This is a genomic window from Clostridium sp. CM74B_53 (genome assembly GCF_036318045.1).
Taxonomy (GTDB): domain Bacteria; phylum Bacillota; class Clostridia; order Lachnospirales; family Lachnospiraceae; genus Pilosibacter.
Genome location: NZ_JAWQDE010000005.1, coordinates 121,008 through 138,255, shown reverse-complemented (window position 1 = coordinate 138,255; position 17,248 = coordinate 121,008). Strand labels below are relative to the sequence as shown.

Here is a 17,248-nt window from a genome sequence, read left to right as displayed (position 1 = left end):
AATCTTCCGCTTCTCTTAACTATGTTCCAGATCTGAATTTCCTTGCCTTAATTTTCTCTACCCGCATTCCTTCTGCGGTATTTCTATTTCATGTATTATATGTATATTCGTAACTAATCAATAATCTCCGACAACATCTACAACCGTATAAGTCGCATTTTCGTCGCTTCCGCTCTTCTCCCACACGATGGCAACCTTGTCATCCACCTCAAACTCTCCGTAGACGGAGAACAGATACTGGAGCTCCGACCCGCTGATCTGGAACTCATCGCCCTCGCCGCCGTTGTCCTGGTAATCGGTGTTTAAGACCACCTTCACCGGTGTGAACGGGTCGCTGGAATCGTAGTAGATCGCCTTGATCCGGCCCTCCGTGGCGCCTTTGTTCTCACCGCCGTTGGAATAGGCGAAGATCATCTTTGTCTCCTCGTGGTAATAGATCACGGTGGCGTAATCGTTGATCTCGCTCTCATCGGACACCTCGCCGTTTAAAAACATGGTAGCGTCTTTCAGGGAAAACGGAACAAGACTCTTTAAGTTCCGGCTGTCATTGTCTAAGATCTTCGGTCCCTTTAAACTGTTATCCAGGATCGAGGATGTATTGATCTCGCCGTCGGAATTGTAGGTCAGGTCAAATATCTTACTGCCGTACTGGTTTCCTTCTTTTGTCTTCGCCTTCATCAGGTTATAGAACAGGTTGATGCAGTCTTCCCTCGTGAGGACCTCGTCAAGATCACGATAGATCCCAGAATCCAGGGACAGGGACTTGAACTTCGCAAGGCGGCTCTCCTGAAGACTTCCGGAGAAATCCTCGTTTGTGTATCCTAAGACTCCCAAAACTGCCTTGATGGCATCCCGCATCGTGATCCCCTCGTCCGGCTTAAAGTTTCCTCCGAGATAACCGGACATCCAGGAATTTGTCGCCGCGGTGCGAATCGCTGAGGAGTATTGGGATTTCGCGGAAACATCTGCGAACACGGACACGGTTCCCGTGGAGTTCGCTGTCTCACGGTAATTGGACGCCTTTACGAGAAGCTCCGCAAACTCACCTCTCGATACGTTTGTCTGATAGTTGCTCGTACTCAAAATTCCAAGCAGTCTCACTGTCTTCTTTCTCATCTCAAATGTGGTGCTGGCCGCATAGGCGTTTACCGTCATCCCCGCGCCCACCGCGCAGACCGTCAGTACCGCCGCTATCATCTTTCCTCTTCTCATTCCCATTCTCCTTTCATCCACCTTGATCGCCAGATCAACATCTCCATGTATTTTTTTCTAATAGTCTCACAGACCCGGTTTCTGTACTTTTAAAGTACATACAGTCAGAACTCCTTGCATTTTTCTTACTGTTTATTTCAATTTCCGTAATAACTCTACCGGAAATTTGTGATTCATCTGTGTTTGACCTGTGTTCAAACTGTGAAAGAAGGCACGCAAAACCGGGCATTTCTGCGTCAAAACTGTGGCGAACGGATTTGCGAGCAGCCGCCTGCCCGTCCCTGGCCGCTACAAGCCTACGCTTATATGCAAAGAAGACCCGGCGCAGATACCACTTTCGGTACCCACTCCAGGTCTTCTCCCTATTCTCACACCCCCGGCAGCCGCCCGATCACATCGATCCCGGCGAATACCAGAAGTCCGTTTTTTATGATAAAATTTAAGATCACGATCCCCGCCGCTGCGTAAGCGATCCGGTCATCCAACTCCGGTCGGAATCTCCTGTTTCCCGTGGCAAAATACAGGATCCAGGAAACCGCAGCCCACACAGCTACCGATGCCATATACGGCACCACCGGATGGTACAGAAAACTTAGTACCGGATGCCCTGAAAGGAGTGCCCGGACGGCTCTCGTTCCCCCGCATCCCGGACAGTAAAGCCCGGTCATCCTCTGAAACAGGCATGGCATCTGGAACCATGTCGGGATCATAATCTGGCTGCGATCTTCTGGCGCAGTCCACCGACCTTTGCTGCTGCCGCGTCGAACTCTTCCCCTGTCATCTCACCGGTCAGAACCGCGAACTCATCTTTTCCTTCCAGTGTCACAAATTTCACGTCACCGAAAGCTGCCGCAACGGCCTCTTTCTTTGCTCTCTCAGAACCCTCAAACCGTGCAAAGTACTTTCTGGAAAGCTCAGCCGCCGGATGTACCTCAAGCTTCTCGCTGCTCCAGCCGATCTTCTCCGGCTCATCGCCGAAGCGGACTGCGGAGATCATATCCCCGACAACGGCGCTGGCTGTCGGCAGTTTTCCTGCTCCGCTTCCATAGAACATGGACGCACCCAGCATATTTCCCACAACGAGGATTCCGTTGAACACATCTGTCACCGCATACAGCGGGTCTTTCGCATCCACGAGGACCGGCGCGACCTCCAGATAGATCTTTCCATCTTTATTCACGCTGGTTCCGAAGAGCTTGATCGCCGCACCCATATGTGCCGCGTAGCTGGAATCCATGGAAGTGATTTTTGTGATTCCCTGGGTCGGGATCTCCTCGTAGTTTACTTCTTTTCCTGTTGCGACCGCAGTCAGGATCGCGATCTTTCTGCAGGTGTCATATCCTTCAATATCTGCCTCCGGGTTGCGCTCCGCGTAGCCCAATTCCTGGGCGCGCTTTAACGCCTCCTCGAAGCTCCATCCCTCTTCATTCATCTTTGTGAGGATGTAGTTTGTCGTTCCGTTTAAGATACCGGAGATTTCTAAAATCTCCTCGCCGCCGAGGCTCTCCACAAGCGGGCGGATGATCGGAATACCGCCGCCGACACTTGCCTCAAACAAGAAGCTGATGTTCTTTTCCGCGGCGATCCGGATCAGCTCTGTCCCATGGGCCGCAACCAGTGCCTTATTGGAAGTCACCACATGCTTTCCCGCGAGCAGGCAGCGCTTTACAAACTCGTAGGCCGGTTTTGTTCCGCCCATGGTCTCCACAACGATCCCGATCTCCGGGTCATTTACGATCTGTTCCACATCATGGATCACAAGCTTCTCCACAGGACTTCCCGGAAACTCCCTGAGATCCAGGATATATTTTACTTCGATCGGCTCTCCAGCCTTTTTCTCTACGCTTTTGCAGTTCTTGTCAAGAACCTCATACACGCCAGAACCGATGGTTCCGTATCCCATAATTGCCGCTTTCATCCGTCTATTTCTCCACTCCTAAAATTTTTACGTTCTGCACGCCCTTTAAGTGCTCGATCTCCTCAACCATACCGGCAACATTTCCCGTATCTGAGAGAACTTCCACGCTGAGCGTTACCGTCGCGGATCCGTTTACCGGGATCGTCTGGTGGATCGTAAGGATATTCGCGCGGTAATCCGCAACGATGTGGAGCAGGTCAGACAGAAGCCCCGGCTCGTCCATCATCTGGGTCACAAGTGTCACTGTCTTTCCTCTCGTGTTGTCGGAAAACGGAAGAATATCATCCTTATACTTATAGAAGGAACTGCGGCTTAAACCGACCTGTTCCGCCGCCTCCTGCACCGTCATGTTTTTGTCCGCCTCGAGGAGACGTTTCACCTCAACGACTTTCTGAAGGACTTCCGGCAGCGCTTTGTCACGAACCACATAATACTTGTTTTTTTTCTCCATATATCAGACCTCGCAAGCTAAAAATTTCTTTTTTATTACCGAAATCATACTTTTCGTCCATTGCTCTGGCACGTTACCATATGTGCGTCCCAGAAAAACATGTGTACGCAAGAATCTTAGCATATTTTGGATGCTTATGCAAGCAGATGTTTGTGTGTTTGCCCCTGCCGCTTGACATTTCTCCTTTGCAGGACTTACACTTAATTCATATTAAACCTAAGGAGGTTTCCATATGTCATCCATGACCATCGCCCAGCTTCAGACCCACGTATTTTCCGATAAAATGCAGAACATCGAGGCTCTGCGCCCTCTGATCCAGAAAGCAAAAAATTCCGGCGCAGATCTCGTCTGCCTTCCGGAAATGTTCAACTGCCCCTATGAAACACCGAATTTCCCTGTTTATGCAGAAAAAGCAGGCGGACCGGTCTGGCAGGCGCTCTCTGACCTTGCAAAGGAATTCGGGATCTACTTTTCCGCCGGATCCGTCCCGGAATGTGACCAGGACGGACATGTTTTCAATACCGCCTATGTCTTTGACCGAAGTGGAAAGCAGATTGCCCGCCACAGAAAAGTCCACCTCTTCGACATTGATGTAAAAGGCGGACAGTATTTTAAAGAATCTGATACTCTGACTCCCGGAGACTCCGCTACCGTATTCGACACGGAATTTGGAAAAATCGGTCTCTGCATCTGTTTCGATATACGCTTTCCGGAGATCTTCCGACGGATGGTGCTGGAAGGTGCTGATATCGTCCTTGTTCCGGCAGCCTTCAATATGACTACCGGACCGGCACACTGGGAGCTTACCTTCCGTGCCCGCGCTCTGGACAACCAGATTTTTGTCTTCGGAACTTCTCCGGCGAGAGATCTCTCCGCCTCCTATCAGGCCTTCGGTCACTCTATCGCTGTCTCCCCATGGGGCAGAGTCTTAAATCAGATGGATGAGCACGAGGGAATGCAGATCACTACCATTGATCTTGACGAGATCACGTCCGTCCGGGAGCAGCTTCCACTTCTGAAAACACGAATGGAGAATCTGTAAATCAGGTTCTCCATTCGTTTAAGTTTCCTTTTTATGCTTACAGATGCTCTTCCATCTCACTATTGCGATGAACACCGGTGATCGCGTACTCCGCCCACTCCGCAATATTTGTTGCATGGTCACCGATCCGCTCCAGATATTTGGCGATCATCAAGACATCAAGAATCTGTTCCTGAGTTGCCTCACCGTTTAAGATACCATCGGCAAGTTCTTTTTTGACCTCATTAAAAAGGTTATCGATCACATCATCGTATTCAATAACTTCTTTTGTCTTTTTGAGATCTCCGTTTGCAAAGCTCTCGATGCTCTCACGAACCATAGATGCAACGGCTTTTGCCATCTCGCCAAGTCTTGTGGCCTTTACCGGAGCGGAAAGATCGGTCGTCTTTACGATCTCAGCGATATCGCCTGCCTGATCACCGATCCGCTCCAGATCCGTGATCATTTTTAAGGTGGAGGAAATCGTTCTGAGATCACTTGCCACTGGCTGCTGCTCTAACAGGAGCTTCAAGCATTTGCTCTCGATGTCCCTCTCCTTTAAATCGACATTCGCGTCCGCTGCCAGAATCTTCGCTGCCTGTTCCCGATCCATGTTCATCAGTGCCTCGTACGCTCCGTCGATCATGCTCTCGCAAAGATTTCCCATCTCCGCGAGCATCTTATGCAGCTCTTCCAACTGTTTTAAAAATGCATCTCTCATAATCAGCCAAACCTCCCTGTGATGTAACTCTCTGTGCGCTCATCTCTCGGGTTCGCGAACAGATCGCCTGTATTATTGTACTCGACGACCTCACCTAACAGGAAGAACGCGGTCTTATCAGAAATACGCGCTGCCTGCTGCATGTTGTGGGTGACGATCACGATCGTGTACTTATCCTTTAACTCCATCGCCAGATCTTCAATTTTTGATGTGGAGATCGGATCCAGAGCAGAGGTCGGCTCATCCATCAGGATAACCTCCGGCTCTACTGCCAGAGTTCTTGCGATGCAGAGTCTCTGCTGCTGTCCGCCGGAGAGTCCCAGGGCACTCTTATTTAAGCGGTCCTTAAGCTCATCCCAGATCGCCGCCTGACGCAGGCTTTTCTCAACGATCTCGTCGAGATCCGCCTTTCTCGTGATCCCGAAGATCCTCGGGCCATAGGCGATGTTGTCGTAAATACTCTTCGGGAACGGGTTTGGCTGCTGGAATACCATGCCGACCTTGTGGCGCAGTGTGATGGCGTCCATATCCTTAAAGATGTTCTGTCCGTCAAGCTCCACTTTTCCGTCGATCTTTACATTCTCCACAAGATCGTTCATCCGGTTCAATGTCTTTAAAAATGTAGATTTTCCGCAGCCGGACGGTCCGATGAACGCGGTGATCTCATGGGCGCTGATCTGCATGTTGATGTCCTTAAGCGCATGGAACGAGCCGTAATGCAGATTCAGCTTTTCGATATCAAATTTCGGTTTCATATCAGTCATATATGTTTTCCTCTCTAAAACTCTCATATGCCATCCTCAAAGTTTCATTACTTCTCCCTCAAGAATCTGTCATTGAGGTCCTTTTCCGAATGTTTCTTACGCTGCCTCGCCGGAGCTCTTTTTCTTCAGATGATGGCTCCACACATTCGCACCGATGCTGAATGCCAGAACCAGGATCATAAGGACCGCGGAGGCGGTGTTCGCCAGTGCCTTATCCTGACCGTTTACCTGAAGGTTCCAGATCTGGATCGACAATGTCTCTGCCGGGCGGAACGGGTTGAACGGGCAGGTCGGGGCTGCCAGGTTCCAGTTGCCCCAGCGCAGGTCACTTCCGGATCCTGTGGTGTAGAGGAGCGCTGCCGCCTCACCGAATCCACGTCCCGCCGCCAGGATGACGCCTGTCATGATGCGCGGGAGACATGCCGGGAGAAGTACATGGAAGATGGACTGCCATTTTGTCGCTCCAAGACCTAAACTCGCCTGAAAATATCCCGCCGGGAGTCCCTTGATGGCATCCTCGGTGGTCGTCGTGATAAGCGGAAGTGTCAGGATCGATACGGAGAGGGCACCCGCCATCAGGCTCTTTCCCATTCCGAAGAATACGAGGAATACCAGGTATCCGAACAGGCCCACAACGATGGACGGAAGGGAAGAAAGTGTCTCGATACACATTCTCAGAAACTTTGTCATTTTTCCCTGTTTCGCGTACATGGCCAGATAAATTCCGGCGCAGACACCGAGGGGGATGGATACCAGCAGGGAGATAAATACGAGATAGATCGTGTTGAACAACTGGTTTCCGATGCTTCCTTTTCTCGCGAAGCGGAACATCTCCGGCTTTGCCCCCATGAGACCGCCGATGATGACCTTGCCCGCAAAGCCGATCAGAAGAGCGAAGAAGAAGATCGCAACCAGGTAGAAAATGACTGTCATAACGCGGTCCACACCGCGTGAACGTCTGATCTTACTTTCCATGGTCTAATTTTCCCCCTTTGCTGCGAACTGCTTTACCGGCACTGCCGTCGTGCTGGTTTTCACAGAAGTGCTTGTTTTTTCTTCTTTCTCCGGCTTTACCGCTGTCACATGATGGATCAGGAAGATGAAGAACAGGGAGATTGCAAATAACAACAGTGCCATGGTCCAGAGGGCGGATTTCATCTCGCCGCCCTCCATGGCGTTGCCCATCTGGGCCGCGATCTCGGTGGTCAGAGTCTTTGTCGTTGAAAAAATGCTTGTGGGAAGCGCTGTTGTCTGACCGATGACCATGGCAACCGCCAGGGCCTCACCGAAGGCTCTCGCGAGACCTAAGATCACACCGGAAATGATTCCAGGCGCTGCCGCCGGAACTACGATCCGGTATATGGTCTGCCAGCGGGTAGAGCCGAGTCCGTACGCCGCCATTCTGCATTCCTTCGGTACGGAGTGAAGGGCATCCGCCGCAACACTTGTGATCGTCGGGAAGATCATGACCGCTAAGACCAGACCTGCTGCCAAGATGGAATGTCCCACCTGACGGTCAAACAAGATCTTGATCGCCGGTACAAGCACCGTAAGTCCCACCCAGCCATAGACAACAGACGGGATCCCGGCGAAGATCTCGACTACCGGGCGGTAGAATTTCTCGCCAAACTCCGGGGAGATCTCCGTGATGAAGATCGCTGATCCCAGGGAAAACGGAGTCGCGATGAGAAGCGCCAGGCCGCAGGTGCAGAGCGACCCAGCGATGAAGATCAGCGCACCGATGCTGCCGCCGCCTGCCATATTGTCCTCCGGTGCCCAGTCTGCAGATCCTAAGAATTCCAGGAAGGAATGTCTGTAAACCAGGAATGTGGATGATCCCTTGTATACAAGGAACGCGCCGATCACGATCGTCAGAAGAATTACGAACAGTCCACAGACGGTCATCAGATCCCGCCACAGATATTCTCTGACGAACATGCTTTTTTCTTTACCATTCTTCATAAGTCCTCCTGCTTCCTATATTCGAAGCAAATTCTATCATAAATCATATCGGGGCGGGCCAGATTCGTCTGCCCCGCCCTTGTTTCGCAGTTCTCTTGTCCATGTCCTCTTTTTCTTTCATACGGTCGGATCATGGCTCACTGCCCGGTCTTAAGTTTTGTCTTAATGCTCGGTATTTGTCATCTTGGAAGATACGCCGTATCCTAAGGATTCCATCTTTGCGCCGTACTCATCGGACATGATGTAGTCAAGGAATGCGCTTACAACTTCGTCCGGCTCACCCTTTGTGTACATATGCTCAAATGTCCATACCGGATATTTTCCAGCGTATGTATTTTCAAGTGTCGGCTCTGCGCCATCGATCGCTACGGTTGCAACTCCCGCATCACCTGTCAGATAAGAAAGTGCTACATATCCGATCGCACCCTTCGTATCTTTTACATTCTGAAGAAGAACACCGGAATCATCTGTTTCCATGGAAGTGTTGGAAGCTTCCTCGTTTCCGTCAAGCGCGTATTTCTGGAAGGTTGCTCTTGTACCGGAAGATGTCGGTCTTGTTACAAGGACAATGCTCTCATCCGGTCCGCCAACCTCTTTCCAGTTTGTTGTCTTTCCTGTGAATATGTCGATGAGCTGCTGTTTTGTAAGATCCTCAACGCCGCCTTCTTTTACATCGTTATTTACGATTGGAGCCATTGTGACTACGCATACCTGATGATCAACAAGCTCTTTTGCCTGTGCTTCGTCAAGCTTTGCGGATGCCTCAACATCGGAGTTACCAATATTTACGGTTCCCTCGGAAACCTGCTTTAAGCCCTCTCCGGATCCGCCTGCATCGATCGTGATGGAAACGTCCGGGTATTTCTCGATAAACATGTCTGCCGCATCATCAACCAGCGGTTTTAATGCGGAAGAACCTGCCGCTGTAATTGATCCTGTAAGATCTGCAGTTTTCTCTGCTGCTGTCGCTGCTTCTTTTGTTGTCTCTGCTGCTGCCGCTGTTGTCGCTGCTGCTGTTGTGGATGCTGTACTGCTGCTTCCGCATCCTGTCATCATGCTGACTGCTAAAACTCCTGCACCTGCAAGTGCCATTACTTTTCCTGTTTTCATAATCTTCTCCTCCTCAAAGGTCTTTGTTTTTGTTTTTTCTTTCTCTGTACAGTAATATTTTTATCACGAAACAAAAAATGCAAAAACCATGATTCGGTAACTAGTTTGTATAATCTATGTAAATTGTAAATTCAAAATTTCGTTTAAAAATATAGCCGGGTAAAACCAGTTCTCTCAAACAAGTGAAAACACGCTTCGCGAGTTTCCCCTTGTTATCCCGACAGTCGCCAAGGTCTCGCGCAAGCGCGGACTTTGGCTCGTTGTTCGCGTAAATACAGAAAAAAACGCACCGCCTGACCGCCCGGAATTTTCACTCCGGACTCATCAGACGATGCGTCTTTTCTCTTTATGATCCTGAACTTTTTACATTCTCGGTCCGCCATAGCAGCTTCCCGCAGCCATTCGATCACCATGATCCTACAGGAGCGGCTTTCCGGCCCTCCTGCGCTCCTTATACTCCTGCTGCCGGACCTTCCGGTGCGACTGCACCGCCTGGAACCGTCACGGAGCTCTGTGCTTCTGACTGGGATGCCGGACCGGCGCTCGTTGTCGCCTCCGGTACTGCCGCGGTGGAATGCTCATATCCCGGTCCGACCGGAACTTCCGCTGTTGTCTCCTGCGGATTTGATGGATGGAATGCCTCTGTGGAGGTCTCTGCTTCATCCGTCGGGCTCGCCGCATGACTCTCCGTCGGTTTCACATAGATATTTCCATGCTCATCCGTCTCATAAGCCGCGTTGCTGCTCTCATGACTTCCGGAAGAAGTCTCGATCGGCTTTCCATCTGGTCCCGTCTCAGTCTCCTTTGTGCTCTCCGATTCTTTTCTCGACTCATTGAGCATGGATTCCATCTGGGACTCTTCCTGACTCTCCTTCTTGCTCTCTTCCTCGGCAGAAAGTGTCGTAGACTCTGTCGCTCCCTTCGGGATATAGCCCTGATCAGTCGCTACATGGTCGATCTCCTTGCCTGCCTTGCTGAGTCCTGTAGCCGAGGCGATCTTGCTGCTGATCGTCTGAACAGTGCTCGACGGTGTGTAGTTCTCCTCCGCATAGAGGAAGTTATGGAGACTTGTCACGTTGCTGACAAGCGTCTGCGGGATAACGCAGGCCGCGTTGTTTTTTCCGATCTTGATCTTCTTCTCTCCGCGTGCTGCCGGGAATCCCATGCTGTCGCCGAGATGATACTTTGTGATATTCTTCACCATCGGAAGAAGATCATTGACATTGATGTTTGTTGCACACATTGCGGACATATTTCCCACAAGGCTGTTTAAGGTCGCGAAATCTGCTTTCTTTGCCTTCTCAAATGCCTTCTGGATGACAAGTCTCTGACGCTCGGTACGCGCGTAGTCACTGTCCATCAGACGGAGACGTCCGTAAGCAACGGCCTGGACACCGTCTAAGTGGTTCACACCGGCGCTCTTCAACTGAACAGATCCGATTCCGGTACCTTTTACAGTCTCTGTGATAAATGCGTTAATATAATAAAACTCAGATTTACTGATATCGATATCAACACCGCCAAGGATATTGATTGCAGTCGCGACTGCTTTCCAGTTGAATGCAACATAGTGTGTGATATTGAGATCCAGGTTTTTATTCAGTGCCTTGACCGCCTGTTCCGGACCGCCAAGAGCGTATGCCGCGTTGATCTTATTATATGTGTTTTTGTCACTCACATTCAGGTAAGTATCACGGAATACGGATGCCAGTTTGATCTCACCTGTCTCACGATTTAAGTTTGCGATCATGATAACGTCGGACTGGCTTCCCTTTCCGGTCGATCCGTCACGGGAATCCAGACCAAACACGGCGATGGTCCAGTATCCTTTTTCCATCTTATCCCTCATTTCCAGAGAGATATTCTCATTCAGAACATCTTTCAGATCGAACTCATTCTGTCCGTTCATTTTTCCGAAGTTGTGCTGGATATATGCGTAGACAGCTCCGGAGAACCCAAGCACCAGAACGATCAGTGCGATCAGAACACCGATGATGATCTTTTTCTTTTTGTTTCCGTTTTTGCGTCTCTTGTGGTTATGGGAACCTGCGCCATGGCTCTTCGCTGCTGCGCGCCCTGCCCGGCTTCCCGGATCCGCACTCATGGAATACAGATTTTCTGTCTCGTGGGAATGATGCTTTGCAGCTGTCTCTCTTTCGCTCTCACGCCGTCTGCTTTTTCTTGCGCGCGAACGGTCTAATTCGTCTTCATAATTCATGTCATTTGTCCTCGTATTAGTAAGCGTTTTTATTGATGAATCCCTTGAAAACTGTTAAGAACATGATCTTGAAATCAAGACCAAGCGTCCAGTTCTCGATATAGTAGAGATCGTGCTCGATCCGCTTAATGATCGAGGTATCTCCACGATAACCATTCACCTGTGCCCAACCGGTAAGACCGGGACGGACTTGATGTTTGATCATATATCTCGGGATTTCTTCCTTAAATTTTTCAACGAAAAACGGCCGTTCCGGTCTCGGTCCCACAAGACTCATATCCCCCATGAGAATATTGAAAAACTGTGGAACCTCATCGATGCTTGTACGGCGGATGATTTTTCCGATGAGAGTTACACGGGCATCTCCCTTTGTCGTCCAGCGGCTCTTTTCCTTACTTGGATCCTGGACCGTCATGGAACGGAACTTATACATCTTAAACGGGCGGTTGTGAAGTCCGACCCGTTCCTGACAGAAAATGATCGGTCCCGGAGATGTCAGTTTGATGAGCAGTGCCACGATCAGCATGATCGGGGAGAATAAAACGATCCCCACGATCGCACCCACGATATCCACAGCTCTCTTGATCGCTGCATTCACCGGATCATTTAGCGGAACACGGCGGATATGGATCACCGGTAGTCCCTGGAGATCCTCCATATAGGGGATCGTCGGGATAATATTCCCATAATCCGGGATAAATTTCGTGTGTACGCCGGATTTTTCACAGAGCGCAACAATATGGCGGAGCTTTTCATATTCGCCAAGGCTCAGTGTAACGGCGATCTCATCGAGACTGTTCTGCTCTAAAATATAATCAAGGTCCTCGACACAGCCGATGACCTTAACTCCCTTATACTCACTTCCGCGTTCCTTCGTATCATCAATGATCCCGCGGATCCTGTATCCCCATTCCGGATTCTTATTCACCCGGTCGATAAAACCTTCTGCCGCGGAGGAATATCCCACCAAAAGGATATGTTTCTGATTGTATCCTTTCGAGCGCATGGACCGGAGCACGATCCGGATCCCGTTCCGCTCGATCGTCATAAATGCCACGTTCAGAACGTAGAAATATACAACCAGCCTCTGGGAGAAGTTGTAGAGGTGCGGCTCTTTTCTTCCCAGGTACAGGACAAGACCGAAAATTAAAAATCCGATCGAGTTTGCCTTAAAGATCTTTCCGAATTCGTTTCTGCGCCCAAGCACACGCTTTGGGCTGTACAGTCCAAATAAGGAGTACAAAAGCAGATACGCCGGAATAATAACGAGCAGCGCGCCAAAATAAAATCCGACCTCAAGTGTCCGTTTTCCAAGCTGGTTCGCCCATCCGCTTCCGATCACGATAAACCATGCGAGCAGATAAGAGAACGCGGTCACGCAGGCATCAAGCACCACATGAAAACGGTTGAGGCTCTTTTGATTGTCTTTGATCATATGATTTCACCCTGTTTTCCAAGGAAAATGCTGCCGGTTTTATTGTTCCGCAGCATTGTAATGGTGACAGCCCGGTCAGAGCATAGTACCGCCATCGTAAAATTATGCATACATAGTATACATAAATTTTTCCTGTTTGCAAATAAACGTTTTCTTAAGAAAATCTGAGATTTCCGTAAAATATCGGTTACAGTACGCGGACATTCCCTGTCCGCGCACTGCAGCAACCGTTGAATTGCAATTCAGGCTTTGACTTTCAGCTTTGCTGCCTGTCTCCTGGAAAACTCATAAATATAAACTGCGGTGCCGGCGATCAGCTCGATCTGGATCCCGATCTCCCGCTTTAATCTTCCCTTAAAGGAAGGAACACGCTTACAGTTTTTCAGTGTTCTGATCCCCTCAAGGAACCCGGCCACATAATCTTTTCCGAATCCCATCTTCTTAAAGAACAGGAATTTCACAAAAGTACCGGCCAGAAGACACGGGGAATTCAAGAGCAGCTGCCACCCCCGCATATTCTTATAATTTAAATAGACATTGTTTCTCGCCGCAAGTTTTACCTTGAAGGAGTTATATTTGGAACCGCTGGTCCCGCTTCCCACATGGTACACCACCGCTTCCGGACAGAACACATTGTCATATCCGTAAAGCTTCGCACGATATCCCACATCGATATCCTCAAGGTACGCGAAGTGCATCTCATCGAAGTATCCGATCGTCTCAAACACTTCCCTGCGGTAGATCGCCGCGCCGGCACAGGCCGTAAACACGCGGCAGCTTTTTTTATAAAGACCTTCCGGACGTCCAACGCCTCGCTGGAATGCCCAGCCGAGAACGCTGTACATATCTCCGGCATCGTCCATGAGATCCGGATGATACATCTGGATCATCTTGCTGCTGACGGAAAAGATCTTCTCCGACCGGTCCATGGCCCGCTCCAACGCTTCCACATAGTGCGGAGCCACTTTCGTATCGTTATTTAAGAGGATCACATACGGAGTATCCGCCGCCTTGATCCCGACATTGACCGCACCGGAAAAGCCGGTGTTCTCCGGAAGAAAGATCGACGGGATCTGTTTCTCCTTCAGCCACTCCACACTTCCGTCCGTGGATCCGTTGTCCACCACAAGGATCTTAAAATCCTTTGTCGTCTGTCTATCCAGAGCCTCAAAGCACGGTTCCATAAACGAGAGTCCGTTATAATTCGGGATTATGATCGTTGTCTTCATTCGTCTAACGGTACCTCCAGTTTATATGGTTCCCCGATCTTCTCCTTTTTCAGGTCCCGCAGAGCAAAATTTGATTTCCGCAGCGTCAGGTTCGGGTTGTAATAAGGATCTCCGTTCTTTAAGATATCCGGCCAGCGCTTCGCGAAGGTTGCGATCTCGCGGTTGAATCTCGCCACTTTCTCCGGAGTATCCTCAAGACCGCGGGACTTCGATTCGTAATGATGCAGCACCGCATACGGAGCATAGACCACGAGTTTTCCGAGCTTTCTGACCTTCATGCAGTAGTCGATATCATTGAATGCGACGGCAAGTTCCTCCGTAAATCCGCCCACGGCGTCAAATACGGAGCGCTTGCTCATCATGCAGGCCGCTGTGACGGCGCTGTAATCCTGGGCGCACATTGCCCGGTTGAAGTAGCTGTTCTCAGATTTGTGGAGACCGATAAACGTGTGTCCCGCGATGCCGCCGAATCCGATGACAACGCCGGCGTGCTGGATCGTATCATCCTCATAGAGAAGTCTTGCGCCGACAATTCCGACGTCCTCTCTCTGGGCAAAGCCGAGCATCTCCTCGACAAAGTTCTTTGCGATCAGCTCGATATCGTTGTTCATGAACAGAAGGTATTCGCCCTTTGCATGCTGTACGCCGAAGTTGTTGATCGCGGAGTAGTTGAACTCCCGCTCCCAGCGGACAACGTGTACATTCGGGAATTCCTTCTGGATCTTCTCATAGTAAGTCCATGTCGCCTGTTCCGTGCTGTTGTTCTCCACGATGACAAACTCGAGGTTCTTGTACGTCCCTTCCGTCAGCATCGGGCGGATACAGTTGTCGAGATCGACGGTGTGGTCCTTGTTCGGGATGATCACGGAGACAAGCGGATCTCCCTTGATCTTAAATGTCGTGTGATAAATGCCGTAGTCCACGCCTTTTTCCACTTTCTCCGCCTCGATCCCCACTCTCTTATAGTGGTCCATGATCGCGCGGGAACCGGCTGTGAAGGCGTAAAGCTTGCTCTCCGGGTTGCTCGCCGTGGAATTCGGATGGCAGCGCCAGTGGTATAAGACCTTCGGGATATGGCAGATCTTCTCTGCATTCTCCGTACAGCGGAAGATAAAGTCATAATCCTGGGCTCCGTCATACTCCGCCCGGAAACCGCCGACTTTATCAAGCAGTTCTTTCTTCACCACGAACAGATGGCAGATATAGTTGACGCTCGTCAGAAGGTCTGGATTGAAATCCGGCTTAAAATGCGGGTCAAACAGTTCATCTCCATCCATATCCAGCTTGTCCTCATCGGAATAGAGGACATCACATGATCTGTTTTCATTCAGTTTTTTCGCGCACTCGAAGAGCGCATTCGGTGTCAGACGGTCATCATGGTCCGCAAGGACAACAAAATCGCCCTCCGCCATCTCGAGAGCCGCGTTGGTATTACCGGAAATTCCGAGATTTTCGCCCAGAACCTTATACCGGATCCTGGAATCCTTCTCCGCATATTTCTTTAATACATTCTCAACGCTCTCTCCGGCCGGACTGCCGTCCGCGATGCAGAGTTCCCAGTTTGCGTAGGTCTGCTCCACGATGGAATCCAGCATTTCCTTTAAAAACTTCTCCGGAGTCTTATAGACTGGGATCACGATGGAGAACTTCGGCATATACTCAAAGGTCTCTTTTTTCTGCGCTTCCAGCTCTTCCTCCGACGGTTTTGTGAGATTCCACCACTCTGCGTAGTCGTAATCGTCATCGATTCCCTGGATCTTATGCTTTGATTTTAAGATCAGGGCCTTCAGACCATTCTCTTTCAGGAAATCCCAGGCAACATGAACCGTCTCCATATTCATCAGGTTCATGAGTTTCTGGACTTTGCGGTTCGCCGCTCCTGTCTTTTTGCGGATCATCATATCGCTGTATTTCACGCGAGTCGTCTTCTTCTCCCCGCAGATTACAAGATAGTAGATCTTTCCATGTTCATACGGGAAACGGATATCAAACCCGAGATCGCGGTCGATGATCTTTTTGTAGTAGATCTGGCTCACGTCGTCCCGCCTTGTCGGAACGATCTTCGCATCCACCGGATTCCCCGCTTCGTCCTCGATCCGGTATGTGATCACGGAATCCGGGTCATTTTCCACAGCCCAGCCATTTAACTGGATCGTCTGCTCACGGACTCTCATCACTTCAACACTGTATTTCATACTTCCTCCTGCGCAGCCGGCGTGTCAAAATTGATCCGCTCCTCCTCGACAACAAGCGGACGGTGCATCACACGGGTATTGATGCTCATGATATACTCGCCGAGCAGTCCGATAAAGAAGATCTGGACCGAACCAAGGAAACACATTCCGATCAGAAGCGGCGCCATACCTGCCGCAAAGCGGTCCCAGTAGAGGAGCTTCATGATCAGATATACCATTCCGACAAGAAAACTGATCCCGCCGCAAAATGCGCCAAAGAATGTCGCAAGGCGCAGTCCCGCTTTCGTGTAGGAGGTGAAGCTTAACATCGCCGCATCGTATAATTTATAGAAGTCATTGTGAGTCTTCCCCGCGCGGCGCTTCGGCTGTTCATACGGGATCTCTTTTCTCTTAAATCCAAGCTCCGCGACAATTCCGCGAAGGAACGGAGTCGGATCATTCAAATTTCTTAACACTTCGATAAACTGTCTGTCATAGAGACCGGATCCCGTGAAATGTTCGATCTGCTCTACATCAGACAATTTACGGATCAGTTTGTAATAGCAGCTTCTGAGCCAGTACATGACCGGATTTTCTTTGCTGCTCGTCTTGATCCCGATAACGATCTTATAGCCATTCTCCCATTCATGGACATACTTCGGGATCAATTCCACCGGATCCTGGAAATCTGCGACCATGGAGATCACGCAGTCACCGGTTACCTGAAGGATTCCATAATATGGGGAGTTGAACTGTCCAAAGTTTCTCGCATTGAAGATCGCCTTGATCTTCGGGTTCTTTGCACAGAGCATCCTGAGCAGTTCTCTCGTCTTATCCGTGGAGTCATTGTCGATAAAGACCAGCTCGTAGTCGTACTGCGGCAGCTCTTTTGTGATGATGCCGATGACCGCTTCACTGATCGGAACGACATTCTCCTCCTCGTTATAGCATGGAATCAAAACGCTGATTTTTTTCATGTTATATTTTCTTCTTCCTTAAATAATTGTTACCTGATCTTTAACTTTTATCATTG

Annotated in this window: 15 protein-coding genes; 1 reads left to right on the top strand and 14 read right to left on the bottom strand. The window is 49.9% G+C overall.

Going from position 1 to position 17,248, the window contains the following annotated elements; genetic code table 11:
* Nucleotides 1-117: 117 nt before the first annotated feature.
* The 4 genes from V2546_RS06010 to V2546_RS05995 form a co-directional block, all read right to left on the bottom strand.
* Nucleotides 118-1,212 carry an S-layer homology domain-containing protein gene (locus tag V2546_RS06010; RefSeq protein ID WP_329751816.1) on the bottom strand — a complete coding sequence of 365 codons (1,095 nt, stop codon included), beginning with the start codon at nucleotides 1,210-1,212 and terminating at the stop codon, nucleotides 118-120.
* A gap of 368 nt (nucleotides 1,213-1,580) precedes the next feature.
* Nucleotides 1,581-1,922, bottom strand: coding sequence for a DUF2752 domain-containing protein (locus V2546_RS06005; RefSeq protein ID WP_118529997.1), 342 nt, complete (start codon nucleotides 1,920-1,922; stop codon nucleotides 1,581-1,583).
* On the bottom strand, nucleotides 1,919-3,130 hold the full coding sequence (locus tag V2546_RS06000) for a homoserine dehydrogenase (RefSeq protein WP_118529999.1): 1,212 nt from the start codon (nucleotides 3,128-3,130) through the stop codon (nucleotides 1,919-1,921). The genes V2546_RS06005 and V2546_RS06000 overlap by 4 nt, the downstream gene beginning before the upstream one ends.
* A 4-nt stretch (nucleotides 3,131-3,134) precedes the next feature.
* Nucleotides 3,135-3,581, bottom strand: coding sequence for an ACT domain-containing protein (locus V2546_RS05995; protein ID WP_021905563.1), 447 nt, complete (start codon nucleotides 3,579-3,581; stop codon nucleotides 3,135-3,137).
* A 232-nt stretch (nucleotides 3,582-3,813) separates the two neighbouring features.
* On the opposite strand from V2546_RS05995, the gene V2546_RS05990 reads away from it, so the two are divergent.
* Complete coding sequence (locus tag V2546_RS05990) at nucleotides 3,814-4,623, top strand: carbon-nitrogen hydrolase family protein (protein ID WP_215702081.1); 810 nt, start codon at nucleotides 3,814-3,816, stop codon at nucleotides 4,621-4,623.
* Nucleotides 4,624-4,660: 37 nt separating this feature from the next.
* On the opposite strand, the gene phoU is transcribed toward V2546_RS05990, so the two are convergent.
* The 10 genes from phoU to V2546_RS05940 form a co-directional block, all read right to left on the bottom strand.
* Entirely contained in the window at nucleotides 4,661-5,323 is a 663-nt protein-coding gene (phoU, locus tag V2546_RS05985) for a phosphate signaling complex protein PhoU (protein WP_118530003.1), read from the bottom strand.
* A 2-nt stretch (nucleotides 5,324-5,325) separates the two neighbouring features.
* Complete coding sequence (pstB, locus tag V2546_RS05980) at nucleotides 5,326-6,087, bottom strand: phosphate ABC transporter ATP-binding protein PstB (protein ID WP_329751815.1); 762 nt, start codon at nucleotides 6,085-6,087, stop codon at nucleotides 5,326-5,328.
* Nucleotides 6,088-6,183: 96 nt separating this feature from the next.
* Nucleotides 6,184-7,062 (bottom strand): phosphate ABC transporter permease PstA, encoded by an 879-nt coding sequence (pstA, locus tag V2546_RS05975; protein ID WP_021905566.1) that lies wholly within the window; start codon nucleotides 7,060-7,062, stop codon nucleotides 6,184-6,186.
* Nucleotides 7,063-7,065: 3 nt separating this feature from the next.
* Nucleotides 7,066-8,049, bottom strand: a complete 984-nt coding sequence (gene pstC / locus V2546_RS05970; protein WP_118530007.1) for a phosphate ABC transporter permease subunit PstC — start codon at nucleotides 8,047-8,049, stop codon at nucleotides 7,066-7,068.
* 162 nt (nucleotides 8,050-8,211) lie between these two features.
* Complete coding sequence (locus V2546_RS05965) at nucleotides 8,212-9,159, bottom strand: phosphate ABC transporter substrate-binding protein (protein WP_215702085.1); 948 nt, start codon at nucleotides 9,157-9,159, stop codon at nucleotides 8,212-8,214.
* Between the two features lie 451 nt (nucleotides 9,160-9,610).
* Nucleotides 9,611-11,377 (bottom strand): LCP family glycopolymer transferase, encoded by a 1,767-nt coding sequence (locus tag V2546_RS05960; protein ID WP_329751813.1) that lies wholly within the window; start codon nucleotides 11,375-11,377, stop codon nucleotides 9,611-9,613.
* Between the two features lie 16 nt (nucleotides 11,378-11,393).
* Nucleotides 11,394-12,812 carry an undecaprenyl-phosphate glucose phosphotransferase gene (locus V2546_RS05955; protein WP_329751812.1) on the bottom strand — a complete coding sequence of 473 codons (1,419 nt, stop codon included), beginning with the start codon at nucleotides 12,810-12,812 and terminating at the stop codon, nucleotides 11,394-11,396.
* A 242-nt stretch (nucleotides 12,813-13,054) separates the two neighbouring features.
* Nucleotides 13,055-14,041: a glycosyltransferase family 2 protein gene (locus tag V2546_RS05950; RefSeq protein WP_118530011.1), complete on the bottom strand. Its 987-nt coding sequence runs from the start codon at nucleotides 14,039-14,041 to the stop codon at nucleotides 13,055-13,057.
* The gene (locus V2546_RS05945; protein WP_142411835.1) at nucleotides 14,038-16,236 is read right to left on the bottom strand and encodes a glycosyltransferase family 2 protein; all 2,199 of its coding nucleotides are present in this window, start codon (nucleotides 16,234-16,236) and stop codon (nucleotides 14,038-14,040) included. Before V2546_RS05945 ends, V2546_RS05950 begins: the two co-directional genes overlap by 4 nt.
* Entirely contained in the window at nucleotides 16,233-17,192 is a 960-nt protein-coding gene (locus tag V2546_RS05940; protein WP_118530015.1) for a glycosyltransferase family 2 protein, read from the bottom strand. The genes V2546_RS05945 and V2546_RS05940 overlap by 4 nt, the downstream gene beginning before the upstream one ends.
* Nucleotides 17,193-17,248 lie beyond the last annotated feature (56 nt).

What these genes read in the sequence shown, in the direction of transcription:
- V2546_RS06010 (WP_329751816.1), bottom strand. Translation starts at nt 1,212, where the DNA reads ATGAGAAGAGGAAAGATGATAGCGGCGGTACTGACGGTCTGCGCGGTG.
- V2546_RS06005 (WP_118529997.1), bottom strand. Translation starts at nt 1,922, where the DNA reads ATGATCCCGACATGGTTCCAGATGCCATGCCTGTTTCAGAGGATGACC.
- V2546_RS06000 (WP_118529999.1), bottom strand. Translation starts at nt 3,130, where the DNA reads ATGAAAGCGGCAATTATGGGATACGGAACCATCGGTTCTGGCGTGTAT.
- V2546_RS05995 (WP_021905563.1), bottom strand. Translation starts at nt 3,581, where the DNA reads ATGGAGAAAAAAAACAAGTATTATGTGGTTCGTGACAAAGCGCTGCCG.
- V2546_RS05990 (WP_215702081.1), top strand. Translation starts at nt 3,814, where the DNA reads ATGTCATCCATGACCATCGCCCAGCTTCAGACCCACGTATTTTCCGAT.
- phoU (WP_118530003.1), bottom strand. Translation starts at nt 5,323, where the DNA reads ATGAGAGATGCATTTTTAAAACAGTTGGAAGAGCTGCATAAGATGCTC.
- pstB (WP_329751815.1), bottom strand. Translation starts at nt 6,087, where the DNA reads ATGACTGATATGAAACCGAAATTTGATATCGAAAAGCTGAATCTGCAT.
- pstA (WP_021905566.1), bottom strand. Translation starts at nt 7,062, where the DNA reads ATGGAAAGTAAGATCAGACGTTCACGCGGTGTGGACCGCGTTATGACA.
- pstC (WP_118530007.1), bottom strand. Translation starts at nt 8,049, where the DNA reads ATGAAGAATGGTAAAGAAAAAAGCATGTTCGTCAGAGAATATCTGTGG.
- V2546_RS05965 (WP_215702085.1), bottom strand. Translation starts at nt 9,159, where the DNA reads ATGAAAACAGGAAAAGTAATGGCACTTGCAGGTGCAGGAGTTTTAGCA.
- V2546_RS05960 (WP_329751813.1), bottom strand. Translation starts at nt 11,377, where the DNA reads ATGAATTATGAAGACGAATTAGACCGTTCGCGCGCAAGAAAAAGCAGA.
- V2546_RS05955 (WP_329751812.1), bottom strand. Translation starts at nt 12,812, where the DNA reads ATGATCAAAGACAATCAAAAGAGCCTCAACCGTTTTCATGTGGTGCTT.
- V2546_RS05950 (WP_118530011.1), bottom strand. Translation starts at nt 14,041, where the DNA reads ATGAAGACAACGATCATAATCCCGAATTATAACGGACTCTCGTTTATG.
- V2546_RS05945 (WP_142411835.1), bottom strand. Translation starts at nt 16,236, where the DNA reads ATGAAATACAGTGTTGAAGTGATGAGAGTCCGTGAGCAGACGATCCAG.
- V2546_RS05940 (WP_118530015.1), bottom strand. Translation starts at nt 17,192, where the DNA reads ATGAAAAAAATCAGCGTTTTGATTCCATGCTATAACGAGGAGGAGAAT.